At 62.4% G+C, this 23,409-nt stretch carries 25 protein-coding genes and 1 pseudogene; 2 read left to right on the top strand and 24 right to left on the bottom strand.

Translation table 11 applies throughout. The features are described from left to right. Positions 1-767: 767 nt before the first annotated feature. The gene (nodB, locus tag MJ8_RS06590) at positions 768-1,427 is read left to right on the top strand and encodes a chitooligosaccharide deacetylase NodB (RefSeq protein ID WP_201413634.1); all 660 of its coding nucleotides are present in this window, start codon (positions 768-770) and stop codon (positions 1,425-1,427) included. Between the two features lie 441 nt (positions 1,428-1,868). After that, the gene (locus tag MJ8_RS06585) at positions 1,869-2,798 is read left to right on the top strand and encodes a LysR family transcriptional regulator (RefSeq protein ID WP_201413633.1); all 930 of its coding nucleotides are present in this window, start codon (positions 1,869-1,871) and stop codon (positions 2,796-2,798) included. A gap of 323 nt (positions 2,799-3,121) precedes the next feature. Here the strand turns inward: MJ8_RS06585 and MJ8_RS06580 are convergent, their stop codons facing one another. The 24 genes and pseudogenes from MJ8_RS06580 to MJ8_RS06470 form a co-directional block, all read right to left on the bottom strand. Next, positions 3,122-4,264, bottom strand: coding sequence for a cytochrome-c peroxidase (locus MJ8_RS06580; protein ID WP_225248157.1), 1,143 nt, complete (start codon positions 4,262-4,264; stop codon positions 3,122-3,124). A 432-nt stretch (positions 4,265-4,696) separates the two neighbouring features. Beyond that, positions 4,697-7,036: a carbamoyltransferase HypF gene (hypF, locus tag MJ8_RS06575; RefSeq protein WP_225248156.1), complete on the bottom strand. Its 2,340-nt coding sequence runs from the start codon at positions 7,034-7,036 to the stop codon at positions 4,697-4,699. A 9-nt stretch (positions 7,037-7,045) separates the two neighbouring features. Then, on the bottom strand, positions 7,046-7,240 hold the full coding sequence (locus tag MJ8_RS06570) for a hypothetical protein (protein ID WP_201413632.1): 195 nt from the start codon (positions 7,238-7,240) through the stop codon (positions 7,046-7,048). 78 nt (positions 7,241-7,318) lie between these two features. Further along, positions 7,319-8,368 (bottom strand): hydrogenase expression/formation protein HypE, encoded by a 1,050-nt coding sequence (hypE, locus tag MJ8_RS06565; RefSeq protein WP_201413631.1) that lies wholly within the window; start codon positions 8,366-8,368, stop codon positions 7,319-7,321. Continuing rightward, entirely contained in the window at positions 8,365-9,516 is a 1,152-nt protein-coding gene (gene hypD, locus MJ8_RS06560; RefSeq protein WP_201413630.1) for a hydrogenase formation protein HypD, read from the bottom strand. The genes hypE and hypD overlap by 4 nt, the downstream gene beginning before the upstream one ends. Beyond that, positions 9,513-9,758, bottom strand: a complete 246-nt coding sequence (locus MJ8_RS06555; RefSeq protein ID WP_201413629.1) for a HypC/HybG/HupF family hydrogenase formation chaperone — start codon at positions 9,756-9,758, stop codon at positions 9,513-9,515. Before MJ8_RS06555 ends, hypD begins: the two co-directional genes overlap by 4 nt. Then, a complete protein-coding gene (hypB, locus tag MJ8_RS06550; RefSeq protein ID WP_201413628.1) occupies positions 9,758-10,675 on the bottom strand; it encodes a hydrogenase nickel incorporation protein HypB in 918 nt (305 codons plus the stop codon). Before hypB ends, MJ8_RS06555 begins: the two co-directional genes overlap by 1 nt. Further along, a complete protein-coding gene (hypA, locus tag MJ8_RS06545; RefSeq protein ID WP_201413627.1) occupies positions 10,675-11,016 on the bottom strand; it encodes a hydrogenase maturation nickel metallochaperone HypA in 342 nt (113 codons plus the stop codon). Before hypA ends, hypB begins: the two co-directional genes overlap by 1 nt. Then, the gene (locus tag MJ8_RS06540; protein WP_201413626.1) at positions 11,016-12,188 is read right to left on the bottom strand and encodes a hypothetical protein; all 1,173 of its coding nucleotides are present in this window, start codon (positions 12,186-12,188) and stop codon (positions 11,016-11,018) included. The genes hypA and MJ8_RS06540 overlap by 1 nt, the downstream gene beginning before the upstream one ends. Beyond that, positions 12,185-12,685 (bottom strand): [NiFe]-hydrogenase assembly chaperone HybE, encoded by a 501-nt coding sequence (gene hybE / locus MJ8_RS06535; RefSeq protein WP_263649641.1) that lies wholly within the window; start codon positions 12,683-12,685, stop codon positions 12,185-12,187. The genes MJ8_RS06540 and hybE overlap by 4 nt, the downstream gene beginning before the upstream one ends. A 67-nt stretch (positions 12,686-12,752) precedes the next feature. Next, positions 12,753-12,977 carry a rubredoxin gene (locus MJ8_RS06530; RefSeq protein WP_201413624.1) on the bottom strand — a complete coding sequence of 75 codons (225 nt, stop codon included), beginning with the start codon at positions 12,975-12,977 and terminating at the stop codon, positions 12,753-12,755. After that, positions 12,974-13,819 (bottom strand): hydrogenase expression/formation protein, encoded by an 846-nt coding sequence (locus MJ8_RS06525; protein ID WP_201413623.1) that lies wholly within the window; start codon positions 13,817-13,819, stop codon positions 12,974-12,976. Before MJ8_RS06525 ends, MJ8_RS06530 begins: the two co-directional genes overlap by 4 nt. A gap of 24 nt (positions 13,820-13,843) precedes the next feature. Continuing rightward, complete coding sequence (locus MJ8_RS06520; protein WP_201413622.1) at positions 13,844-14,287, bottom strand: hydrogenase-1 expression HyaE; 444 nt, start codon at positions 14,285-14,287, stop codon at positions 13,844-13,846. Between the two features lie 4 nt (positions 14,288-14,291). After that, the gene (locus tag MJ8_RS06515) at positions 14,292-14,618 is read right to left on the bottom strand and encodes a HypC/HybG/HupF family hydrogenase formation chaperone (RefSeq protein WP_201413621.1); all 327 of its coding nucleotides are present in this window, start codon (positions 14,616-14,618) and stop codon (positions 14,292-14,294) included. Further along, complete coding sequence (locus MJ8_RS06510) at positions 14,618-15,307, bottom strand: HyaD/HybD family hydrogenase maturation endopeptidase (RefSeq protein WP_201413620.1); 690 nt, start codon at positions 15,305-15,307, stop codon at positions 14,618-14,620. The genes MJ8_RS06515 and MJ8_RS06510 overlap by 1 nt, the downstream gene beginning before the upstream one ends. 299 nt (positions 15,308-15,606) lie before the next feature. Next, positions 15,607-16,311: a Ni/Fe-hydrogenase, b-type cytochrome subunit gene (gene cybH / locus MJ8_RS06505; protein WP_201413619.1), complete on the bottom strand. Its 705-nt coding sequence runs from the start codon at positions 16,309-16,311 to the stop codon at positions 15,607-15,609. After that, on the bottom strand, positions 16,308-16,541 hold the full coding sequence (locus tag MJ8_RS32715; protein ID WP_412177108.1) for a HupE/UreJ family protein: 234 nt from the start codon (positions 16,539-16,541) through the stop codon (positions 16,308-16,310). Before MJ8_RS32715 ends, cybH begins: the two co-directional genes overlap by 4 nt. Before the next feature lie 70 nt (positions 16,542-16,611). Further along, positions 16,612-16,899 (bottom strand): annotated as a pseudogene (locus tag MJ8_RS32710) (HupE/UreJ family protein); the annotation flags it as partial. A 12-nt stretch (positions 16,900-16,911) separates the two neighbouring features. Next, a complete protein-coding gene (locus MJ8_RS06495; protein ID WP_201413617.1) occupies positions 16,912-18,708 on the bottom strand; it encodes a nickel-dependent hydrogenase large subunit in 1,797 nt (598 codons plus the stop codon). After that, positions 18,708-19,784 (bottom strand): hydrogenase small subunit, encoded by a 1,077-nt coding sequence (locus tag MJ8_RS06490; RefSeq protein ID WP_201413616.1) that lies wholly within the window; start codon positions 19,782-19,784, stop codon positions 18,708-18,710. Before MJ8_RS06490 ends, MJ8_RS06495 begins: the two co-directional genes overlap by 1 nt. A 454-nt stretch (positions 19,785-20,238) precedes the next feature. Further along, positions 20,239-21,054, bottom strand: a complete 816-nt coding sequence (locus tag MJ8_RS06485) for an aspartate/glutamate racemase family protein (RefSeq protein WP_201413615.1) — start codon at positions 21,052-21,054, stop codon at positions 20,239-20,241. Then, positions 21,051-21,302, bottom strand: a complete 252-nt coding sequence (locus MJ8_RS06480) for a hypothetical protein (RefSeq protein WP_225248155.1) — start codon at positions 21,300-21,302, stop codon at positions 21,051-21,053. Before MJ8_RS06480 ends, MJ8_RS06485 begins: the two co-directional genes overlap by 4 nt. Positions 21,303-21,655: 353 nt before the next feature. Beyond that, entirely contained in the window at positions 21,656-21,904 is a 249-nt protein-coding gene (locus MJ8_RS32150) for a hypothetical protein (RefSeq protein WP_225248154.1), read from the bottom strand. An 824-nt stretch (positions 21,905-22,728) separates the two neighbouring features. Then, positions 22,729-23,403: a hypothetical protein gene (locus MJ8_RS06470; RefSeq protein ID WP_201413614.1), complete on the bottom strand. Its 675-nt coding sequence runs from the start codon at positions 23,401-23,403 to the stop codon at positions 22,729-22,731. Between the last annotated feature and the right edge of the window lie 6 nt (positions 23,404-23,409).

Genomic DNA, 23,409 nt, shown 5'->3' with positions numbered 1-23,409 from the left:
CTCGGCATCACTCACTTCGACACCTCGGGCGAAGGCGAGAAACTGCTCCGCATCGCACTGCGCCGATCCGCGACCAATGACGACCGCAACGACGTTCGGCTTAATGGAAAGCTACGCCCCGACTCCCGCCTGGATACCCTCCGAAAAGTCGCTGACTCCAGCCTCAGAATCTGAACGTGGAGGCCATCGGTCTGCTTTAGCAGCACATCCTCCGACCCCAATGACCCGATCCCCGAAATCGGAGCACAGCGCTGGCGAGAAGGATGGTGTCCGCGTCCGAGTTGGAGAGGCCCTAATACTTCACCTTGCCCGCCTGCACAAACTCCTGCATCACCCCCACGATGTCCTTTGCGTTAGGCGCAACGACCGCAAAGGCTCTCCTGGCCAGCACCGAATCTAGACGGGAACTCAGTGGGACAAAGGCCGATTGGCCAGCAGGCCCGGCGTGACGGACCTTCATTGCGGTATCTACCAACCCACTGCGCAACGTTGGGGCGAACCACGGACGAACCACGGTGGGGAACCCGCTAGTTATCCTGCGGGAGTTGCCGACGCCGGATCACGCGCGAGCTGTTTGTAGTCCCGACTGATACAAAAAACCATCCACAATGTGGATGAGCTTGATCCAATCAATCGATTTTACTGAAGTTGGCGAATCCTGCATTCGGGCACCCGATATGGGCGACACGGCGGGCGCGGCACTACCGCTCCAAGAGAGTTCTAATTGGACGGCCGGAGCGACGGTCGATCGGAACGGACCAGAGCCAATGATGCATTCCGACTGGGGCGAAGTGCACAGTACGTGCGACGACTGCACTGGCCTTCGCAGTGTCTATTTGACGTTTGACGACGGCCCTAATCCGCTTTGTACACCGCAGATCTTGAATCTCCTCGCGGAACATCGGGTGCCGGCGACGTTCTTCGTCATCGGCGCCTATGCCTTAGGCCAACCGGAGCTGATTCAACGAATGATCACTGAAGGGCACCAAGTAGGCAACCACACGATGACTCATCCGGACTTGTCTGGATGCGGGCTCGATGAAGTGCAGCGCGAAATATTTGACGCAAACGCGGCTATTATGATGGCGTGCCCTCAAGCTTCAGTCCGGCACATCCGCGCGCCCTACGGGAACTGGACCGAAGAGATATTTGCCGCGTGCGCGATCGCTGACCTGGCGGCTATCCACTGGTCTGTAGGCCCGCGGGAGTGGGGTCGCCACGACGTGGGCACGATCGTTGATGCAATCCTGGAATCTGTGAAGCCCGGCGCAATCGTGCGCTTGCACGACGGGTGTCCTCCTCTCGACGAGTTGGGAGCCGGAACTGAAGCCGGTCCGCGATATCAGACCATCGCGACGCTATCTCGTCTAATCCCTGCTTTACTTGGGCGCGGATTCCAGATCAGCCCGCTTCCTCAATTTGACTGAAAGTACCTGTTGCTGATTGCACGTTTTGAATGCAAGGGTCTTCAGCGATAACTTTCGGCATTGTGTACGTCGGACGAGCCGGACTCTGACTGTGAAGCAACGGTTCAAAGAGCAGGGCGCTTGCTGATCGTTGCAGATGTCAGAACTAGGCTGCCCAGCGCCATGAGGATCTAATTCGCAAACTGGCCTTGATTCTCTGGCAGGTCGAGGCAATGGCGCTCAGATTTGCTGTCCCGATCAGGTGCTGGCCGTATCGGCCGCAGGGACCACCTTCGAGCATCGTGGTCCGAGCTGATGAGCCCCAGTTGCTTGCCTGCTCCTTCGCCGCCTCGATTTGAATCAAATCAACCTATTCGGGACTTTCCCAAAGCAGCGTCTCGTGACATTTGTGAAATTGATTGCTTGGATGGTAGGCCTCCATGCTTTGGATTAGGAATGGGCATGCGTTTTAAGGGCCTTGATCTAAATCTCCTCGTCGCGCTCGATGCTCTGATGACTGAGCGTAACCTCACAGCGGCGGCTCGCAGTATCAACCTTAGCCAACCAGCCATGAGCGCGGCTGTCGCCCGGCTTCGCAGCTATTTTGGCGATGAGCTTTTTACGATGAGGGGCCGAGAGCTCGTCCCGACACCGCGGGCGGAGGGTCTTGCCTCGCCGGTTCGCGAGGCACTGCTGCACATCCAGTTCTCAGTTATCTCCTGGGAAGAATTCAAGCCAAGGGAATCCGACCGCTGTTTTAGGGTCATGCTTTCCGATTACATGACGATCGTTTTCTTCCAAAAGGTCGTGGAGCGAGTTGCGCGAGAAGCGCCTCTCGTCAGCTTCGAACTCCTGCCTTTGGCCGACGACCCGGACGAATTTTTCCGGCGCGGTGACGCCGATTTGCTGATCCTTCCGGAATTGTTCATGTCGAATGCGCACCCCAAAACGAAGCTTTTCGACGATAAATTCGCTTGTGTAGGTTGTCGGACGAACAAGGAATTGTCTGGAAAGCTCACATTCGAGAAATACATGTCAATGGGCCATGTAACAGCCAAGTTCGGACGTTCGCTGAGGCCATCCATTGATGAGTGGTTTCTGATTGAGCACGGTTTCAAGAGACGTAGCGAGGTGGTTGTGCAGGGGTTCAGCATGATCCCTCTGATGCTACCGAGCACCAGTCGCATCGGGACTATGCCATTGAGGCTGGTTGAGCACTTCGCAAAGACATTACCGCTGCGCGTCATCGAGCTTCCGCTCTCGCTGCCAGCGTTCACCCTGGCGATGCAGTGGCCGGCCCCTCACAATGGCGATCCGGCTAGCATATGGATGCGCAAGATCGTGTTGGAGGAGGCATCTCGCCTGATGCCATCTTCCGAGATTGCCGTATGACTTGCGCATCTGTGGTTCTGATCCGCATCTCAGCGTCGGCGTATTTGGCGTGGACAGCAGGTACTCAGCGCGTATGGTGTGTATGCTCGTCCGATATCTGCGGTCCGTTTGGACCTCGATAACAGCGGAGAGGCGCGCTCGAGAGGTGCCTCACGGACTTCCAATTCCCCGGCGTGAATTCCCCCGCGTTGACTCCGGCATATCTGTCGTTGCCGAATTTTGATGACAGCCAAATGGCGGGCGCCGTTCACCATCCACCGTGGCCCTTGAAAGGCCGTTGCAATGCTGAGTTGGTGTCCCTCTGCGCCTCGCAGGCTATGCGGTCACGGCGCTGGCCGGGGAGTCGTAACGACGCTCGGCGGAAGGATTGGGTAGACTACCTGCGGCTGGTCCCCTGTGAGGGCCAGCAGAAAGGCAACGATGTTGTCGACTTCCTCGGGTTTCAGCTGCGTGCCGAGCTGAGTGGTGCCCATCACGGCCACGGCCTGATCTAGGTCCCACGAGTGGCCGCTGTGAAAATAGGGGGCAGTGAGTGCGACGTTCCTCAACGTCGGAACTTTAAAGACGTACTCGTCGTCCACTTTGCGTGTCACCTCAATGCGTCCTTTGTCGTCAGGCGGCAGGAACTCCCAGCCGGGCTTTTCGACCACGCCAAAAGGAGCATACATGCCCCCGCCCACATTAATTCCGTTGTGGCAGGAGGAGCATCCCCTGTTGACGAAAAGCCTGAGCCCTTCCTTCTGTTCATTGGTGAGCGCGTTTTCATCGCCCTCAAGGTAGCGGTCGAAGGGTGCGTTGGGTGTGATCAGCGTGGCCTCGAACGCGGCGATCGCCTCCGCGATGTTGTCATAATTGAGGGGATTGATTTCATCTGGGAACGCTTTGCCGAACGCTTCTACGTAGCCGGGAATGCCCTTCAGCTCTGCGACGGCCCGTTCAGGACTGGTCCCCATCTCGATAGGGTTCACGATTGGGCCGCTAGCCTGCTCCTTCAGGTCGGCGGCTCTGCCGTCCCAAAACTGGGCGATATTGAACACCGCATTGAGCACCGTTGGCGCATTTCGGTCGCCGCGCTGCCAATTGTGGCCTATTGAAGTAGAGCGGCCATCAGCGCCGCCGCGGCCGATTTGATGGCAGGTGTTGCAGCTGATGTTGTGAGCCTTCGAGATCCGCGGCTCGAAAAAAATCATCTTTCCCAACTCGAGCTTGTCGGACGTCGCCGGATTGGGGTCCAGACCGGCACCGCGCTTGGGAATGGGGCGGAACAGTGACCTCGCCACATCCAGCAGGTTGTCCTGCCCCATGGCCTCGGAAGCGAGCAGAAAGCACATCAGTGCAGCACATGGAAAAGTCATGCAGCCCGCCGCCAAGCGGAAGAAGAGGGTAAGGAATGTGTTCACGGTAAAACGCTCTGCCGTGAAGGCGGATCTGAGGCTGGCCAGATATGCAGCTATGGTCGGTACCATCCCTTACCCCCGTCACATTTGGCACGGGCCGCAGGCGTGGTCGGCTGCGGCCACGTCTGGCGAATGGGGACTAACAAGGATCATGCCATTCCAGGCCAACCGAGATTTTTCTGAAGTTTTCAGCGGTTCGGCTTGAACGGGACAGTGTCACGCAACATCGCCAGTGTCGCCAACCGAACAAAGCCGACGGCGAAATGTCGGAGTTATTTCGAGCCTGGCCTCCTCGATTCAAATTGACGACTGCGGCTTTACGTTAATGCACTGATCGCGGCAGGCTAGTGCACGATAAGGATGTCTTGCTCCGGACAGCGTGAACTTCGGTCGCGAGCTTGCCCAGATCCGCTGTGCCTCGACTCTCCGCATCGGAGATGCAGCTGGCGTTGGCATCCTTATGCAAGCAAAGGCTCTGAACGGTAGGCAACTGCACCATTTTTAGCCGAGGGCGGCTACGCCTATCATCGCCTGGCCGAGCGCCAGCCCCCCGTCATTAGCCGGGACGTTCGAATGGGCCAGCACCTCGAACCCAGCGGCGGAGAGTCCCGAGAACATGCCTTCGAGCAGCAGTCGGTTCTGGAAGACGCCGCCGGAAAGAGCAATCGTATCGACCCGGTGCTCGCCGGCCAGACGAGCGGCGGTGCTCGATATGATTGCGATGAGGGTCTTATGGAAACGCGCTGAGATCAGGCCCGTCTCGACGCCAGCGATTATGTCCGACAGCAAGGCCTGCCAAAGCCCTCTCCAACGGATGGTCGAACCGCTCTGCGGCGGCAGCGGCCAGGCCTCCGCTTCCTCCATGAACGGGTTGGCCAGCGCCTCCAGTTCGATCCCCGTCTGCCCTTCATAGGACCGGCGCTCGAAGCATGTGCCCAAGATGGCAGCGCAAGCATCGAACAGGCGACCGGCGGAGGATGCGAGCGGGGCGTTGATTCCTCTTTCGATCATTTGCGCCACGGCGCCGTGCTGCTTTTCGGCCAAAGCCCTTGCAACTGGCAGATTGCCCACCGGACCGGCGAGGAAATCGGGACCGAAGGCAGCGCGAAGATGCGCATAGGCATTGCGCCAAGGCTCGCCGCTCGCCCTGTCGCCGCCCGGGATCGCAACCGCGTCGAAATGGGCAAGACGCTCGTAGCGGCGGTAATCGCCCAGCAGGAACTCGCCACCCCAGATCGTATCGTCGTCGCCGAAGCCCGTACCGTCGAGGATCACGCCAAGTACCGGGGGCGCGTCGAGAGCGCGCCCGTGCTGAGCAATGCAAGCGGCGAGATGGGCGTGATGATGCTGGACCCGGAACAGTCGTACCCCCGCCTCGCGCGCGAGTTCGAGACCGATGCGCGTCGAGCGATAAGCTGGATGAAAGTCGGCGACGACCATATCCGGCTTTGCCTCGAAGATATTCCAGTGGAGCGCAGCGGCGTCTCGCCAGGCCTGCTCGCTCTTCGGTTCTTTGAGGTCGCCGAGGTGTTGGGAAAGCAGCGCCTTGCCGTTGCCGACCAGGCACACGGCAGCCTTGAGATCACCACCGACGGCAAATACCCGCCGCGAGCCGTCGAACCCGGCCGGCACGGCAACCTCTTGCGGCGCAAGGCCCCGGGCACGGCGCAGCACCGACACGCCATGTCGATCGCAGCGCACAACGCTATCATCCAGCCGGTTGACGATCGCTCGATCGTGCATCAGCCAATGATCGGCAATGCCACCGAGCTCGCATCTTGCCTCGTCGTTTTCCGTGCACTGCGGCTGAGCGGAACGATTGGCCGAAGTCAGGACTATCGGCCGGTCGAGCGCCCGCATCAGGAGGTGGTGGAGCGGTGTGTAGGGCAGCATCAAGCCGAGCCGGTCATTGCCGGGAGCAACCCCCGCCGCAACGCGAAAGTCCCTGCGGCCGTGCAGCAGCACGATCGGAGCCGCGCGCGAGGCGAGGAGTTGGCGTTCCTCGGTGGAAATGCAAGCCAATTCCTCGATCTGCCGAAGGTCGCGTGCCATCAGCGCGAAAGGCTTCGCCTCGCGCCGCTTGCGACTGCGCAGCCGCGCGACGGCATCGTCATCGGTCGCATCACAGGCGAGATGGAAGCCGCCGACACCTTTGAGAGCCAGGATGTGCCCCGATGCGATCAAGGCGGCCGCCCTGTCGATAACGGCCTTCGACGCTCCTTCGACTGCAATGCCAGCCCTGTTTTCAAGCCAGATCCGCGGGCCGCAGGCGGGGCAGGCGATCGGCTGCGCATGGAAACGCCGGTCCGCCGGGTTCTCGTACTCGGCCCGGCATTCCTCGCACATGACGAAGCCTTTCATCGAGGTCGAGGCGCGGTCGTATGGAATTGCTTCGATGATCGAAAAGCGCGGACCGCAATGCGTGCAGTTCGCGAACGGGTAGAAGTAGCGACGGTCGCATGGGTCGAGGATTTCAGCGAGGCATTCCGGACAGCATGCGGCATCCGGGACGGCGCTTGTCCTCACCCGTCCGCCGGCGCTCGCAACGATGGCAAAGCCGCCCGCCGGAGGCGCACCTTCCAGATCAATGATTTGAATCGCGTCGACGCGCGCCAATGGCGGACACTCTGCGGTGAGCCTTTGCCTGAAGGCGCCCAGTTCGGCATCGCTGCACCACAACGTAATCTCGACGCCCGCCGCATCGTTGCGCACGTAGCCGGCGAGTCCGAGGGCGGTGGCGATGCGCCAGACCGTTGGGCGGAAGCCGACGCCCTGCACGGCGCCGGAGACCCGCATCAGGTGACCCCGGGCGGTGGGCGAAGCGGCCAGGAGCATCCCCATCGCTGGCCCTCAATGGACCGTGTAGCGCAGCGCCATGATCGCAAAAGGCTTCGCCGGGCCTGAGATCACGGATCGTGCAGGATTGCTCTCGTAGATTTGGGCCGCTGGGATCGCACGTCTCAGGCAAGGTGCAACGACCAGCTCAAGTTCGAAGAGCTCGACCGCCTCGATCGTGCGGTGGTCATTGACGTCGATCTCGATCAAGACCTCGTGCCCTTCGTCCCGACGAAGAGTCTCTGGCTGAGCGCATTGAAGGCGGTGGCGGGAAGCAAGGCTCGCATCTCAGCAGATCCTGGGAAGTTGTTCGCCGGCGATCCAGTCGACCACACGCATGCCGCCGAGCCGGGTGTGCGTGGTAACCAGCGCGTGCTCGTCCGCGACGACTTCGCCAATGATCGCCGCATCGTGTCCCTTGGGATGGGTGCGCATGGAGGCGAGCAGGGTTGCAGCGTCGTGCGCCGCGCAAATGGCAATCACCTTGCCTTCGTTGGCGACGTTGAGCGGATCAAGGCCGAGCAGTTCGCAGGCCGCGGCGACTTCCGGCTTTACCGGCACAGCCCTTTCCTTAATCACCATGCCGACCTTCGACTGGTGCGCAATCTCATTGAGCGTGGCCGAGAGCCCGCCCCGGGTCGGATCGCGCAGCACGCGGATACCAGGGACTGCCGCGAGCATTGCGGCAACCAGATCGTTGAGCGGCTGCGTGTCGGACAAGATCTCGGTCTCGAAGTCGAGATTCTCGCGTTTGGAAAGTATCGCGATGCCGTGATCGCCCATCGTGCCGGAGGCGATGATCGCGTCGCCGGGCCGCGCGTTGCTTCCAGCGATATCAGTGGCCTCGGAGAGGACGCCGATTCCCGTCGTGGAGATGAACACGCCGTCGCCCTTGCCCTTTTCCACGACTTTGGTGTCGCCGGTGACCACCGGAACGCCGGCCTGGCGCGCTGCCAGCGCCATCGAGACGACGATCTTCTCGAGCTCGGCGAGGGAAAATCCCTCTTCGAGGATGAAGGAGGCGGAGAGCCAGAGGGGGCGGGCACCCATCATCGCGACGTCGTTGACGGTGCCGTGAACGGAAAGCGCACCGATGTCGCCACCCGGGAAGAACAGCGGCGAAATGACGTGGCTGTCGGCCGCCATCACCAGTCGGCCAGAGACGTTGCCCAGAAGCGCCCCGTCATTGCCTTGCGCCAGATACTGGTTGGCGAGGTGCTTATGGAAAATGTCGCGGATGAGCTCGGCCATGGCGCGCCCGCCCGCGCCGTGGGTCATGTCGACCGAACCGCGGACGCGCGCGGTGTCCGCGGCGAGCCTGGGATTGGCCACGGTCATTCGGCTGGCTCCAGCTTGGAAGGCTGCTGTTCGCGGAAGCGACCGTAGGTCCAGTAGGCCGCGCAGGCGCCTTCCGGTGATACCATGCAGGAGCCGATCGGGTTCTGCGGCGTGCAGACCGTGGCGAACAGCTTGCAGTCAGTCGGTTTCTTGACGCCGCGCAGGATCGACGGGCACTCGCATGACTTCGCCTCGCGCGAAGCCTTGACCGACAGCTCGAACCGCTTCTCGGCGTCGAAATCGGCATAGGCGTCGCGCACGCGGAGGGCGCTCTTAGGTATTATGCCCAGCCCGCGCCAGGCGAAGCTCTTGCGCAGCTCGAAGACCTCGCTCACCAGCGCCTGCGCCTTGAAATTGCCTTCCTCGGTCACTACGCGGATGTATTCGTTCTCGACCTCGTGCCGCCCCTCATTGACCTGACGGATCAGCATCAGCACCGACTGCATCACGTCGAGCGGCTCGAAGCCCGCGATGACGATCGGTTTCTGGAACTCTTCAGCGAAGAACTCGTAGGGCCGCGAACCGATCACGGAGGAGACGTGCGAGGGTCCGAGAAAGCCATCGATCTTCACGATGCCGAGGTCTCGCACCTCCGGCGACTGCAGGATGTGGCTGATAGCCGGCGGGGTCAGCACGTGGTTGCAGAAGACGCTGAAATTCTTGAGCCCTTCGGCCTCGGCCGCCTTGAGCGCGGCTGCGGTAGGCGGCGTGGTGGTCTCGAAGCCGATGGCGAAGAAGACGACCTGCCGGTCCGGATTCTCGCGTGCGATCCTGAGCGCGTCGAGCGTCGAATAAACCATGCGCACGTCGGCGCCGTCAGCCTTTGCCCGGATAAGATTCCGCTGCTTGGTATCCGGCACGCGCATCATGTCACCATAGGTGCAGAGGATCACGCCATGCCGTTCGGCAAGTTCCACGGCATCGTCGAGCCGCGAGACCGGTAGCACGCACACCGGGCAGCCTGGACCGTGGACGAAATGCACGTTCTCAGGCATCAGGTCCTGCACGCCGTAGCGGAAGATCGCATGCGTATGGCCGCCGCAGAATTCCATGAAATGGTAGCTCCTGCCATGATCGACCTCGGCCGCGATCGCAGCGGCAACGGTGCGCGCGAGTTCCTGGTCGCGATATTCGTCGACATATTTCATGCCGAGATCGCCTCCAGTTCCTTCTGAAGCACACCCGCTTGCGCCATCATCTTCAACGTGCGCTCTGCCTCCTCGACGCTCACCTTGTGAAGCGCATAGCCGACATGGACGAGAACGAAATCGCCGATCGCCACATCCTCGACAAACGCGAGCGAGATGCGCTTCCTCAGGGTGTCGAAGGCGATGACCGCCATGTCGTTGTCCAGGAGTTCCACCACGCGGGCGGGCACGGCGAGGCACATCAGGCCGATCCCTTCAGTTCAGTCCGAAATTCGGCCTCGAGTGGATGGCCGGCAAGCGCCATCGCACGGGCGGCGAAGATCCATCCGGTCCAGTCGGTCATCCCTTCGCCGGTCCGCGCCGAAAGCTGCAGGACCTTGATCTTTGGATTGACCTTGCGCGCATTGGCGATGCAGGCTTCGAGACCGAAGTCGAGATGCGGCACAAGGTCCGTCTTGTTGAGGATCATCAGGTCCGCAGCGTGGAACATGTCGGGATATTTGAGCGGCTTGTCCTCGCCCTCGGTGACCGAGAGGATCACCACCTTATGCGCCTCGCCGAGATCGAAGCCGGCCGGGCAGACGAGATTGCCGACATTTTCGATGAAGAGCAGCGAACCCGCGGCGACATCGAGATGTTCGACGCCATGGCCTACCATGTGCGCATCGAGATGGCAGCCTTTGCCGGTGTTGATCTGGATCGCCGCGACCCCTGCGGCGCGGATGCGTTCGGCGTCGTTCGAGGTCTGCTGATCGCCTTCGATGACGGCGGCCGTAACCTTGCCTTTCAGCGCCTCAATCGTGCGGCACAGCAGCGTCGTCTTGCCTGAGCCGGGGCTCGACACGAGGTTGAGCGCGAGCACGCCGCGCGCGGCGAAAAGCTCCCGGTTCTCGGCGGCATAACGGTTGTTTTTGGAAAGAATGTCCTTTTCGAGCTGGACCAGCCGCGCCTGGTCCATGCCGGGCGCATGGGCTCCGGCGGGGTCCGAACCGTAGCCGTGTAAATGGTGGTCGTGATGGTGGTGGTCGTGTCCGTGACCATGGACGGCATGACTGTGGTGATGGTCATTGCCGTGATGGCCGTCTTCGCGGCGATGACGATGGCCGGCCTTGGCTTCGATCCGCACCTCGCCTTCGCCGCATCCGCAAACGCTGCACATCAGCTCACCTCCAATTCCTTGATCCTCATCTCGTCGCCGCCGGTCACCTGCAGCTGATGGCTTCCGCAACCTGGACACGGTTCGTAGCGCTGGCCTATTGCGACGCTGCGGCCGCAGGGCATGCACCATGCGCGGCCCTCGATCTCCAGAACATCGAGCCGCGCGCCCTCGGCGAGCGACCCGCGCATCACCACGTCGAAGCCGAATGTCAACGCCTCGACCTCGACACCGGCGAGCCGTCCGATCTCAAGGCAGACGCGGTCGACCCTGACGAAAGCCTGCTTTTCGGCTTCTTCCTCGAAGATGCCGCGGATGCTCTCGCAAATCGCGATCTCGTGCATCAGTGGAACCTCACTTCATAGCCGACGCAGGGGTCGATAGCGCGAACGAGAAGGTCGGCCTGCAGCGCGAGCTCCGCACGGGTCGGCGCAGCGAGCGCCGCAAGAGAGCGTTCCCCGATTCCGTTTTCGCCGAAATGACTGCTTGTCGGAGCGTCGATCGCATAGTCGACCACACGCTCTTCGCGAAGAACGATGCGGTGCTCGAGCCTGCCGCGCGCGGCCTCGGCGCAGCCGATGCCGGAGAAAGCGCTTTCCTCGTCCTTTGCGGGCAGGAGCCGGCAGTCGGATAAGGGGCTACGCCGGCCTTCCGCGTTTTCGCTCTCACCCGTCCGGCCATTCGGGCTACCATCCTCCCGCAGCACCCCGAGGCCGGCGGTGATCTCGCCGGGAAGCTTTGTCGCCTCGACGAAACGCGCCACCAGACGTGCGCCGAGCCCTCCTTCGCCCTCCGCCGAGAGGAAGCGACCCACGAGCGGCTCGCCAGCCTGCCGGGCGAGGCAAGTCGTGTCCGCAGGCGGCTGCGACTTTTCGCTTTCAGCTTTTGTTTTAGGGCAGCCTATCGTGGCCCAATCTCTTGCCAGGATCGGGTGGACAAGGCGCGCGGCGGCGGTGCTGCCCGCCGAAGCCCAGGCGGCGAAACCGGCCCGGTCGATTTCGCAAAGGCGTTCTGCTTCCGGATGAACCAGGGCGCGCGTGAGTTCAGCGGCTTCCGCGGCGATGCGATTAGCGTTGGAGCTTGGCGATCTGGCTTGCGCACCGGGCACAAAAGCGTCGTCGTCGGGAAACAGCGCCTCTTTCAGACGCAGAGGCAGCGCCATGGCGCGGCGAAGGAGCACGACCTCCGGCGCGACGTTGACGAGACGCAGAACGTCGAGGCCGATCCTGACGAGGTGCTCGCGCAGCGTTTCGGCAAGCACGAGGAGCCGTCGCGCCGTTTGCGTTCGCAGGTGGGTCTCTATGCCCATTGCCGCTTCCGCGGCTTCCACGCCGGCCGCCGCTTGCGCCATGCCGCAGACGCTGAACAGCGACGCGATCGCAGCGATGGCTTCCGTAGCCGATCTTCCCTTCACGATCGGGCCTAGGGCAACCGCATGTGCCGGCTGGACACTCGCCTGAAGGACCGCGCCGCCGTCGCAGAACAGGTCAATCACGACGCGGCTGTCAAGGCTCATTGCTGGGCCTCCTCGTGGCGAAGCCCGAACAAGGCGCGGCGGGTCAACGGCAGAGGCTTTGCAGCGGCCCGGAGGCTACCCTCTTCATCCGGCCCGGCGGCGGGGTCCGGCAAGCGGCCCTCCCAGACGCGGACCATGTCGACGTCTTCGTCGTCATCCGTTTTGCCCTTGAAAAGCTCCGCAAGCGCCTGCCGCGCGGTCTCTTCCGCGCTCTCCTGATCGGCAAATTCGAAGACCGGCGAGAAGAGCGAGCAGGTGAGGTAGGCGCCAAGCTCCTCCTCGTAGACGTGTGTGAATTCGAAGCTGCCCGCAGGAAATGCAACGTGCTCCTTGGCGCCGAGCTGCATGCGGGAACGCGCCTCGGCGCCTGCGGCAGGCAACAGAACGAGATTCATGAACCAGGGCGTGATCAGAACCGCAAGCCACTCGCCCTGCCACATCCGCACGCCCAGCGCCCGGACGGACAGCGTGGGATTGAGGATCGGGATGCCCTCCATGGCTGTCCGCTCTATCCTTTGAAAGGCGGACTCTAGGCAGCGCGCGACGGCAAGCGATTGATTCAAGTTAATCGTCCTTTATCACCATGAAATCCTTCCGGGAGCCGTCGCAATTGGGACAGCTCCAATGCAGCGGCAGCTCGGCGAAAGACGTTTCGCGGGGTATCTGCCAGTAGTCGTCGCCCTCAGCCGGGTCATAGACGTGCCAGCAGATCTTGCACTCGAGCCGCGTCGCCGGGCCGATCTTGGCGTTGTCCCCGCCATAGGAGCCGTCGAAGAAGGACGCAGTCATCGATAGACCTCGAGGATTTCGAGCAGCCGGCCGTGGCTGTCGGCGATGTCTTCCGGCGCGGCGCTGACGACCTCTGGCAGGGCCGTCACCTCGATCGTGTTGAGGATCAGCGCCTCGGTCGAATTGTAGAAGCGCACCCACCATACATCCCGCGTCCCGGTCGTCGTAACGCGGCAGTTGCCGTAGCCGCGCGAGAGGACCACGACGGGGCCCTGTCCCAGTAGTTTATCGAGAAAGGCAAGATCCTTTTCCGTGTGCGGCAGGAGCGACAGGTTGATCACGTGCGGCTCGACGCCCGGCCCCGTGCGGCCTATGTGATCGTTGATCTCGGCAATCAGCGGCGGCGCGTTGAAGACGCCCGCCGGGTAGACCGGCGGGGCGGCGAGCGAGTCGCGGCTCCCGGCGAAGGCCTCCGCCATCACGGCGGACGGGAAGGCCCCCACCTCGATCGTGTCGCTCGCGAGTCGGCCGTCCGGACCTGACCGGCGGATGCGCCAGACTCCGGCAAGCACCGACTCCTGCGCCTGGACATCGTCGCCGCAGATGACCGACATCTCGCCTTCGCCAAGCACCTGGTCGACCAGTGCCAGGTTGGCGTTGTCGAGGCCGGCGAGGTCATGGACCGCGTTGGAGCGCCCGGACGAAAAGGCGGCGAGGCTGTCGGCCACCGCCGAGAGGACGTCGAGTGCCGCCCGCAGCCCGGCAACCTCTTCCTTTTCGGGCAGGATCGGCCGGGCGAAGGCGCGCATGCCGTTAGGCATCTCCATATATTGCAGCTCGCCGCCGTCCTCTTCGACCGGCTGCGAGCCCGGCCCCAGGCCGCCGAAAGACGTGATCGCCATGTTTCTAACCCTCCCCGGCTTCGCTCAGTGGAAATGGTCGTGATCGTGATGATTGCCGGTTGCGCAGCCCTCCGGTAGTTCGAAGGGCGGCGGCGCGGAAGGCTCGCGCGCCAGGATGGAGGAAATCTCGCCGAGGTAGTCCTCCCAGTCGAGCACACGCTTGATCACGCCGAGATATCGGCCGTTTCTCAGGAAAACGAGCGCGGGGAACGCGTTGACCCGAAAGTGGCTCTGCAGCTTGCGCTGGCTCTCCTTGGCCACGACCGCCGCCTTGAACACGCCCTGGAAGGCTGCGGCCAGCTCCGGCAGGATCACCGCCACGTCATTGCTCTCGACGAGCCGCTGCCAGTCGCCGGGGAAGAAGAGCACCGTGAAGTCGTGGTTTTCGGCGAACGCATGCACCGTCATTTCGTCAACGACAGCCATGCCGTGGCGCTCGATCATCGTGCTGAGTAGCGGCGAAAACATGGACTCAGGCATGCTCCGTGGTTTGTGCTGAAAGAGCGGCGCGCAGGTGCTCCGGCAATTGCGGTTCGCGGCCGGCGAGATCGGCGAAGAGATGGTCGAGGTCGGTCTCGCCGGCGAGCGCTCGCTCGGCGGCTTCTAGAGCGTCGGCGATCCGGCGCGCAGCCTCAGGCGTGATCACCTCGCGCGCCGCGTCGAGGAAGGCGATGAGCCACGTGCCGGCCGGCTGGTCACCGGTGAGCGTCATGTCGATCCGGTGCAGTCCGGCACGCCCCCGGCAGAGCGCAACGCCGTCGTGCGATTCGATCACCTCGAGGGGCACGCCGACGCACATCAGCCCTGCCCTGCCCGCGAACCGAGAAGCAGATCGATCTCGCTCTCGTAATTCTCCGGTGCGCGGAAGCCGCCGCCTTGCAGGATGCGCGCATCGCCGATGCGGCAGGCCTCGTCGGGCCGCGGCCGCCCGCTCTCATAGAGGCCGATCCGCATCTCGCACGAAGCGAGCGTCTCGTCTTCGGCAAGCGGCTCGGCGCGTCGTTCCACTATTACTCCCCGGCGGACAAGCCAGTCGACGGCGATGCCGATAGCCGGGGCGATGCGGTCCCTGACAGCCGGGCGTAGACTGCCGCCATAATCCTCCAACTCCTCGGGCTGCACGCCGACCAGGAGCAGATGCCGAGGGTAGTCGCCCATCATCGCCGCCATTGCCAGCACATCCTGGAAGCCGGTCTGATGCAGGGAAACCTTCTTCACGCCGAGGAAGGCGGGGACCTCGTCGCCCTCGACGACCTTGATCGTGGCGGGAGGCAGGCCATAGTCGACCGCGTCGAAGACGACCAGAATATCGGCCTGACGGATGTGCTGGACGAGATAGATGCCCTGCGTGCCGCCATCCATCACGCGCATGTTTTCGGGAGACTCGTAGAGACGGTCGAATTCTTCCACGACGCGGACACCGAAGCCTTCGTCGGCCCACAACAGATTGCCGATGCCGAGTACCAGCACCGAGGGTGCGTCCTCCAAAGGCTTTTTCTCCTACCTCCAGCTTTCCGACAGAAGGCGCAAGAAGCGGGCCAAATTTACGAGGCTCGGGCGAACCCAGCAAAAGCAAGGATACGAGGGCCGGTCGCGGCTCAATACTGAAACGTGGGCTGCCAGTTTCGTCAGCCAGTCAGAAAGAGACCTTCCACACCCAACGACAAAGTTGGCGGGAAGCAGACATTTCACACGCAGAAAAGTCGCCTGTCAGCCGGCAAAAAGAAGGCCGGCGCGGCTGCACGCCGCACCGGCCAAGTGCTCGCGGTCACAAGCATCGGTGGGAGTCAGTCCTTGGGCGCCTCGTTGGCTCGCAAGGTCCGCCAGCCCGAGAACATTGAGGAGATGATCGACTGCCTCGACATGATGTCCTCACGCAACGCGACGTAGATATGGACGATGATGAAGCAGATGATCACCCACATTCCGAGATGATGCCAGGTATGGACGTCCTGGCTCTGGCCAAAGAGCGGAATCACCCAGCTCGTGAACAGGCCGTACTGCCACGACCCCATCCCCTCGCCTTCGCCGTAGAGCGCAAACCCCGTCACGATCATGAAGATCGTGAACCAGACGAACAGGATATGCATGGCGAGCGTGGCGAGCGGATTGTGCCCGGAATATCTCATCGGCTCCTTGACGAGCATCGCGTACCAGAGCACCTCTTGCCAGAGCTCGCGCCAGAACCGGCCGCTCAGGACAGGCGGCAGGAAGATCTGGCGGGCATGCTCGCTGCCCACGAACGCCCAGTAGATGCGGAAGGCGAAGCCGACGGCAAGCACGTAGCCGGCGCTGAAATGCAGATAGCGGATCCAGCCGAACAGGAAGCTGGCGCTTGCCTCGCCCCCGACCGCCGGCGGCGGTGAGCCGATCAGGTAGCCAGTTCCGGCCAGGGTGAAGATCGCGAAGGCGTTGACCCAGTGGCAGAGGCGCAGCGGCGCCTCGTAGACATAGACGACATCCTCGCTGCGCGGTGTGTGGCTGACGCTCATAGCTGCCTCCTAGCCACCGAAGACCAGTGCCGCACCGAAGCCGGCGACGAGAATGCCGATGCCCGCGCGGGTCTGGGCCATTTGCCGAGCTTCAGCCCCACGCCGACGCCGAGCCCGTGCAGCGCTGCGGTCGAGAGCGTGAAGCCCGCGACATAGGCCAGGGCCGCGCGGGTCGCCTCGCTGGCATGGGCGTGGCCGTGGAAGACGGCGAAGAGGCTGGCGAGGCCGATCCCGACGGGCGGTCGGCAGCCCCGCGCCGGCTACGATCATCAGCCCGAGCACGAGCACAGAGAGGGCGATCATGCCTTCGACCGCCGGCAAGCATATGCCGACGAATGAGAGCGCCGCGCCGGCGACCATCATGCCAACGAAGGCCGCCGGCGCCGCCCACGGCCTAGACGGCGCAGCCGTCGCCGACCAGATGCCGACCCCGGCCATAGCCATCAGATAGTCGAGACCCAGCAAAGGATGCACCATGCCGGCGGCAAAGCCATCGGTATGGCCGACGCCGAGATGGGCGAACGCGGGGTCGGCGAGAGCCGCGAGCGCGTCCTCGGCGGAAGCAAGTTTCAGAACCGTGCGTCTCATCTCAATTCCTCTCTAGCGCACCTTCACATTGGCCAATTCCCGGCCGTCCGGATCTATCACATGGGTCGAGCAGGCAAGGCAGGGGTCGAAACTGTGGATGGTTCTGAGGATCTCGACCGGCTCCTCCGGCCGTTCCACCTTCGTGTCCATGAGCGACGCCTCGAACGCGCCGATATTGCCTTGATGATCGCGCGGCGAGCCGTTCCAGGTGGTCGGCACGACGCACTGGTAGTTCTCGATGCGGCCCTCCTTGATGCGCACCCAGTGGCCGAGCGCCCCGCGCGGCGCCTCGGTGAAGCCGACGCCCTTGACCTCCGAGGGCCAGGTCTTCGGGTCCCATTTGTCGGCGCTCGCCGTCGCGCTATCGCCCGCCTTGATGTTGGCGACCAGCTTGTCAAGGAAATAGGCCTGCTTGCGCGCGGCCCATTGCGCTTCAAGCGCGCGCGCCGCGGTGCGGCCAAGCGTCGAGAACAGCGCCTCGAAGGGAACGTCGAGCGCCCTCAGCGTCCAAGCGACCTGCTCCTTGATGTCCTCGCGGCCCTGGGCATAGCCGACGACGTAGCGGGCGAGCGGCCCGACCTCCATGGCATTGCCTCGCCAGCGCGGCGCCTTGATCCAGGAATATTTCGCGTTCTCGTCGATCTCGACGATGTTGGTGCGCGTGCCCTTGGCGTTCGGCCCGAGTTCGTAATGCGCCTCGGTGACGCCGTCCCAGGGGTGAAGGCCCTTTGCCTCGTCCGGATATTTGTACCAGGAATGCGGCACGAATTCCTGGACCTGCTCGGGATCGCGCACGTCGACCGGCAGCACCTCCTTGAGATTGCCGTTGATGATCGCGCCCTGCGGCATCAGGAGATTGGCGCCCGAATAGTCGTTCGCCTTGTCGGGAATGTCGCCATAGGCAAGCACGCTCTTGCCCGACAGCCCTCCGCCATAGAGACAGCCCTTGTAGAAGCCGCCGATGGCGATGACGTCGGGAATGTAGACGTTTTCGACGAACTCGATCGAGCGGTCGATGACGCTGCGAACATAGTTCAGCCGCTCCATGTTGATCGGCGCGCCGGCGGCGAGTTCCCCGTCGATGTTGATCGCGCATGGCACGCCCCCGACCAGCCAGTTCGGATGGATATCCTTGCCGCCGAAGATCGTTCGCGTCGTCATGATCTCCTTCTGGAAATCGAGCGCTTCGAGATAGTGCGTGACCCCCATTAGGTCGGCCTCGGGTGGCAACAGGTAGGCCGGGTTGGTCCAGTAGCCGTTCTTGAACGGGCCGAGCTGGCCGCTCTCGACGAATTTCTTCAGCCGGTTCTGGACGTCGCGGAAATAGCCGGGCGACGACATCGGATGGCTTGGCGAAACCGTCTGCTGCAGTTCCGATGTCGCCTTGGGATCGGCCTTGAGCGCGTTGACGGGGTTTACCCAGTCGAGCGCGTGCAGGTGATAGAAATGCACGAGGTGATCGTGCACCTGCAGCGAGAGCTGCATGATGTTGCGGATCGAGTTCGCGTTCTCGGGGATCATGATGCCGAGCGCATCCTCGACCGCGCGCACCGAGGTGAGCGCATGCGTTCCGGTGCACACGCCGCAGATTCGCTGGGTGAAGGCCCAGGCATCGCGCGGATCCCGCCCCTTGAGAATGACTTCGAGCCCGCGCCACATGGTTCCGGTCGAGACCGCGTTGCGGATGACGTTGTTCTGGTCGATGTTGACCTCGCAGCGCATATGGCCTTCGATGCGGGTCACCGGATCGACCACGACGCGCTGTCCGGAGGTGTCGAGATTGAACCCGTTCGGTGTCTGGATACGCATCAGCTTTGTCCTCCCTTTTCGCGCATCCGCTTGACGACGCTCGCCGCCGCATGCGCTGCCGCCGCGGCGCCTACCACGGTCGCGGCCGTCGCCCCGATCCTGTCGGCGTTGGCCTCAACGCCGAAGCCGTTGACGTTGCTGAGGCGGTTGTAGAAATCGCCCTTGTCCCAGAAGCCGTCTTCGGAGCAGCCGATGCAGGGGTGGCCGGCCTGGATCGGGAAGGAGAGGCCACCGTTCCAGCTCACGGTGGAGCAGGCGTTGTAGGTGGTGGGGCCCTTGCAGCCCATCTTGTAGAGGCAGTAGCCCTTGCGCGCGCCCTCGTCGTCGAAGGCCTCGACGAACTGGCCGGCGTCGAAATGCGGCCGCCGGTAGCATTTGTCGTGGATGCGCTGGCTGTAGAACATTTTCGGCCGGCCCTGCCGGTCAAGCTCGGGGAAGCGCTCGAAGGTCAGGATGTAGGTGATGACGGCCGTCATCACCTCGGCGATGGGCGGGCAGCCGGGCACCTTGATGATCGGCTTGTCCGGCAGGCCGGGAACCTTGTGGACGGGCGTCGCCCGCGTCGGGTTCGGCCGCGCCGCCTGCACGCAGCCCCATGAGGCGCAGGACCCCCAGGATATGATCGCCTTGGCGTTCTGGGCGGCGTATTTGAGCTGGTCGACAAAGGGCTTGCCGCCGATGATGCAGAACATACCGTCCTCGTTGAGGGGCGGATTGCCTTCGACGGCGAGGATGTAGTTGCCCTTGTACTGCTCGACCGTCTCGGTGACGATCGCCTCGGCCTGGTGGCCGGCCGCCGCCATGATCGTGTCGTCGTAATCGAGCGAAAGCATCGAGAGCACGACGTCCTTAGCGAGCGGGTGAGCCGAGCGGATGAAGCTCTCCGAGCAGCAGGTGCATTCGAGCCCGTGCAGCCAGAGCACCGGAATGCGCGGCTTCGATTCCATCGCGTAGGCGATCTTCGGCGCGAAGGCCGGGCCGAGGCCGAGCGACGCCGCCGTCAGGCGGCAGAATTTCAGGAAGCTTCGGCGGGTAATCCCTTGCCGCCGCATGACTTTATAGAAGGTCTCTTGCATCGGGCTCTCCTCCACGGGCAGCGGCATCCCTCGACACCGCTGGCACGAAGAGGCAAGCAAGTTTAATGCCGTAGCATGCAAGATTAATGATTTCAGTTATTTATGACTAAGATGCAGAATGCCGGCAGCACAGCGAGCCGGATGCCGCCGGCAAGCTGACTTACAAATTGCAAGGAACCTTCCACTGCCAATGTGCTCGGTCGGGCATCTAGACTTGCGGACTGTTCCGCGCGGGATAGAAGAAGCCTTCCATTGCCCACTTCCTCCGGGATCAATATGTTGACCCTGTTCCCTGATTCGCAATGTGAAACGAAGGCCTTTCTGTCAATTCATGCGGACCGTCAAGAGCACCTTGGCCAAGGGGATCTGGCCTTCAAGGACATGGCGCTCGACCCGCTGGCAACGGCGTTGCTGATACAAAGGCGTGAGTTCAAGCTCATTGAAACTAGCACAATCATCGCCCTCCGCGCGGCCATGAAGCCCGCGGCCCGGCACGCCAGGGTGAGCGGTCTTGCCCTGCCAGCCGCGACACGGTCGGTGGGCCTCTGGCTTCCTGGGCGCCAAAGCCCAACCGGGTCAGACAGGCTCGTGCCAAAGCAGTATTGCTGTCGATGACGATCAATCTCTTCGTAATGTTGAGGCTGGCGGCCACTACTGACAGGTCGGTGCAGCCAAGCAGGGCGGCATCGGCGCCGGCCAATCGGGCGAGATGCAGCGCGCACTCGGTCTCAATCGCCGCATCCGCGATCGAGCCAGCCTTGACGAGAGCGATCGCGTTGTCGATGCGCTCCTGAAACTCCGAGCCCACGGGAAGGCAGAGCTCAAATCCCGCCGCCGATATCCTGTTTTGATAGAAGCCCGAGACGAGCGTGCCGCGGGTTGCAAGGTTCACAATCCGCCCGTGGCCCAAACTGCGACGGATTTCCGTCACCGCGGCGTCGCCGATGTGGATGATCTCCGCACGCGAGTTCGCTGCCAGTCGACCGTACCAATGATGGGCGGTGTTGCACGGCATCGCGATGAAGGTGACGCCGAGCGCATTGAGCGTCGAGACCGCTGCTTGCAGGGGCGCCAGCGGCCCGTCATGGCCGGCAAGGATCGCTTCGGTCCTGTCTGGCAGTTGCGGCACGCTGAGGACGACGGCGGGCACATGCTCGTTGTCGCGGAGCGCCTCGGTCATCCGGGTCAGCTTGAAGTAAAAATCGGCCGAGGCAAGCGGTCCGAGACCGCCGATGATGCCGAGCCGTGGCCGGATGGTCTCGTCGATCATCGGACCGGCTCGGCTTCGAGCTGTTCGGATGCGCTCTCGGCAGGCTGCGCCGCCTCCCTGTGGCTGGGCGCGATCTGTGCCGTGCTCGCCGCCACAGCGGAGATGCTGGCCAGCGTCATGAACGTATCCACGGCTGCATCCGCCGCCAGGGCGAACGCCGAATCGAAGGGAAGCTTCAGATAGCCGCAGAAAATGGACTTCTGAGACAGGATGAGCAGGCCGCCCATACCGCCGGTCGTCAGTGTCACAAGCGCCGATCTCGATGCGCTGATCGGCGACCGTTCCGGCTACAAGCGAACAACCTCATATCCACCGATCCCGCACTCCCGTTCCAGCTGAGGCCGGAGCGCGCAACGTGCATCAGTGTCACCCACTGACCTCTTTGCTGAATGTATCACCCTGAGCGATCTGAGTTCGCAAAGAGTCCGTAAAGTTATGTGAAAGCTTTGCGACAACAGAAAGAATGGGGCCTTGGCTGAGTCAGCAAGTCGCGATTGGCGATGCGCGTGAACGCCGTTGCCGCGCTCATCTCGGACGAGGGCGGGGTCGGAGCCGCTTTGACGGCACCGGGAGCCGAGCCAAGCAGACGATAGTGATTCAGCTAATAAAGGTGCTCTGGTAGACTCGCCAATGGGAGCCAAGGACAGGAATCTCGTCGAATGGCGCGTTCGCTGTCGGCTTGCGAAATCAGCCACTGGGTAAATTCGAACCCGTGGGCAAGCACTGCACGCAACAACGTGGGGCCGTAGGTCACGATCAGGAATGCGACGGGCAGATTGATCGAGCCGTCCACCCGCGCAATTGCAAGCGCCGAACCGAGGAAGATTGGAAGCGTATAGGCGATGGCCACAATCGGGATCGTGGAAAAAGAGGCGGTCCGCCGACGATCATCTCAGCGCTCAAGCAGGTAATGACGACTTGAGCTGCGCTTGTTGCGCCGCTGAAGAACAGAACGGGAAGCGAGCCCCCACCAAGTTCCGAACAAGAAGGCGTTCCGGACCAGATTTTGCGTCGTGCGGCGGTACACCCGATTTTGGTTTTACCGACCGAAACGGATTTCGCTCTGAGGCCCACAATAGCAGCCGGCACGATGATGCCACTCGCCCATAGGATGGCATTAGTTGGTCGGCCGAGCCCCGAAGCGCCATGACCAGAATGGCTGCATTGAGTATGTTCGCAAACATGCCCAGAGGCGTGTTGCGAAGCACGATGCTGACCTGCTCCGCCCTAATTCGGCCGGCAAGCGGTTCAACTGTGGAAGGTCCGCCAACAAGTCGCAGATCTCCCGCCAGCAGGTCACCCAAGCTTACGGCGGCCCGACGCTGCATCACTCTTTCACTCCCCGCGCCAGAGCTCAACGCACCGTTGCTGGTGACCCAGTTCTCAAGATGAAACCGACTGTGTGCTAGTGAATTGTCCTCGCGGCGCTGTAGATGGCATAATGCCCTTTATGCGACTTCTTGAGCACAGAGCGTGAACAGCGAATGCCGCACGAGTTCCGCCCTCCGTCGGCGCCCATCGCGACAGCACGGAGACACTCGCCAGTGCCCAAACCTCTCAATGATGCGCGGGCGAAATTTTTGAGGACACACTTCGAAAGCCGGCCGCAAATATGGAGCACCAAAGATTCTTGTCCTCAAAGGTTCGCCCCTCATGCGTGCCAATGAGAGTAAATTAGTACTTATCGAAACTCGGATTGTAGTCCTGACTGGCGAACTCGCCCAGCACCGACCGGGCCGTTCGAAGCGCTTGGAGAGCGACGGGCGTGGCAATATCCATGGGCGAAGCGACCTCACCACTAAGCGTCGCGATGGTCCGGAGAAGGGCCGCCATCGCCTCGCATACGAGATCGAGCGTGTACTCATCTGCCCAGAAATCCCCGAACTCTCGCTTGCGCACCTCGCCATGCCACCTGGGATTCCGCATATAGGCAAGCGTCTCGCCGATTTTCGTCGGTACGCCATGTGCGATGTTGTGCCTTATGACGAAACCAGAGCGCGCTGCCGCACACCATACCTCAAGCAGCGTCCGCCCATCCCCGGAAGCCATACTGCCTGCGAATTGCTCCAACATTCCGATTAGATCGGAGCTCGGTCTTCCGTCGGTGTCCGGCTTGCTTCCGTTTGAATCAATTCCGTGCAGCTTCCATAGTGCGCGCTCTAGATAGTATTCGATCCCGCCGGCGAACGTGATGATCGCGGCGATTTTCTGGCCGATCGAAGGCGTAAGGCCGAACTTCTCCTGCAATTGGCCAGATCTGCCATATTTTGCCAGCGCGTCAGTCGTGCCGGCTAAGACGCCCCCTTTATCGCCGAGAACTTGTATGGTCGAGGGGACCCCACCTGCCAATCGCTG

The sequence above is a fragment of the Mesorhizobium sp. J8 genome, from assembly GCF_016591715.1.
Classification (GTDB): Bacteria; Pseudomonadota; Alphaproteobacteria; order Rhizobiales; family Rhizobiaceae; genus Mesorhizobium.
Note: the sequence above shows the minus strand (reverse complement) of the source record. Positions and strands in the feature narration are given on the sequence as shown.

Bases quoted from the DNA above. Each gene is read 5' to 3' on its own strand.
- MJ8_RS06520 (WP_201413622.1), bottom strand. From the start codon at position 14,287: ATGTTTTCGCCGCTACTCAGCACGATGATCGAGCGCCACGGCATGGCT.
- MJ8_RS06515 (WP_201413621.1), bottom strand. From the start codon at position 14,618: ATGTGCGTCGGCGTGCCCCTCGAGGTGATCGAATCGCACGACGGCGTT.
- cybH (WP_201413619.1), bottom strand. From the start codon at position 16,311: ATGAGCGTCAGCCACACACCGCGCAGCGAGGATGTCGTCTATGTCTAC.
- nodB (WP_201413634.1), top strand. From the start codon at position 768: ATGATGCATTCCGACTGGGGCGAAGTGCACAGTACGTGCGACGACTGC.
- MJ8_RS06555 (WP_201413629.1), bottom strand. From the start codon at position 9,758: ATGTGCCTCGCCGTGCCCGCCCGCGTGGTGGAACTCCTGGACAACGAC.
- hypF (WP_225248156.1), bottom strand. From the start codon at position 7,036: ATGGGGATGCTCCTGGCCGCTTCGCCCACCGCCCGGGGTCACCTGATG.
- MJ8_RS06540 (WP_201413626.1), bottom strand. From the start codon at position 12,188: ATGAGCCTTGACAGCCGCGTCGTGATTGACCTGTTCTGCGACGGCGGC.
- hypD (WP_201413630.1), bottom strand. From the start codon at position 9,516: ATGAAATATGTCGACGAATATCGCGACCAGGAACTCGCGCGCACCGTT.
- MJ8_RS06485 (WP_201413615.1), bottom strand. From the start codon at position 21,054: ATGATCGACGAGACCATCCGGCCACGGCTCGGCATCATCGGCGGTCTC.
- hybE (WP_263649641.1), bottom strand. From the start codon at position 12,685: ATGGAGGGCATCCCGATCCTCAATCCCACGCTGTCCGTCCGGGCGCTG.
- MJ8_RS06530 (WP_201413624.1), bottom strand. From the start codon at position 12,977: ATGACTGCGTCCTTCTTCGACGGCTCCTATGGCGGGGACAACGCCAAG.
- MJ8_RS06495 (WP_201413617.1), bottom strand. From the start codon at position 18,708: ATGCGTATCCAGACACCGAACGGGTTCAATCTCGACACCTCCGGACAG.
- hypE (WP_201413631.1), bottom strand. From the start codon at position 8,368: ATGACCGTGGCCAATCCCAGGCTCGCCGCGGACACCGCGCGCGTCCGC.
- MJ8_RS06490 (WP_201413616.1), bottom strand. From the start codon at position 19,784: ATGCAAGAGACCTTCTATAAAGTCATGCGGCGGCAAGGGATTACCCGC.
- MJ8_RS06525 (WP_201413623.1), bottom strand. From the start codon at position 13,819: ATGGCGATCACGTCTTTCGGCGGCCTGGGGCCGGGCTCGCAGCCGGTC.
- hypA (WP_201413627.1), bottom strand. From the start codon at position 11,016: ATGCACGAGATCGCGATTTGCGAGAGCATCCGCGGCATCTTCGAGGAA.
- hypB (WP_201413628.1), bottom strand. From the start codon at position 10,675: ATGTGCAGCGTTTGCGGATGCGGCGAAGGCGAGGTGCGGATCGAAGCC.
- MJ8_RS06580 (WP_225248157.1), bottom strand. From the start codon at position 4,264: ATGGTACCGACCATAGCTGCATATCTGGCCAGCCTCAGATCCGCCTTC.
- MJ8_RS06585 (WP_201413633.1), top strand. From the start codon at position 1,869: ATGCGTTTTAAGGGCCTTGATCTAAATCTCCTCGTCGCGCTCGATGCT.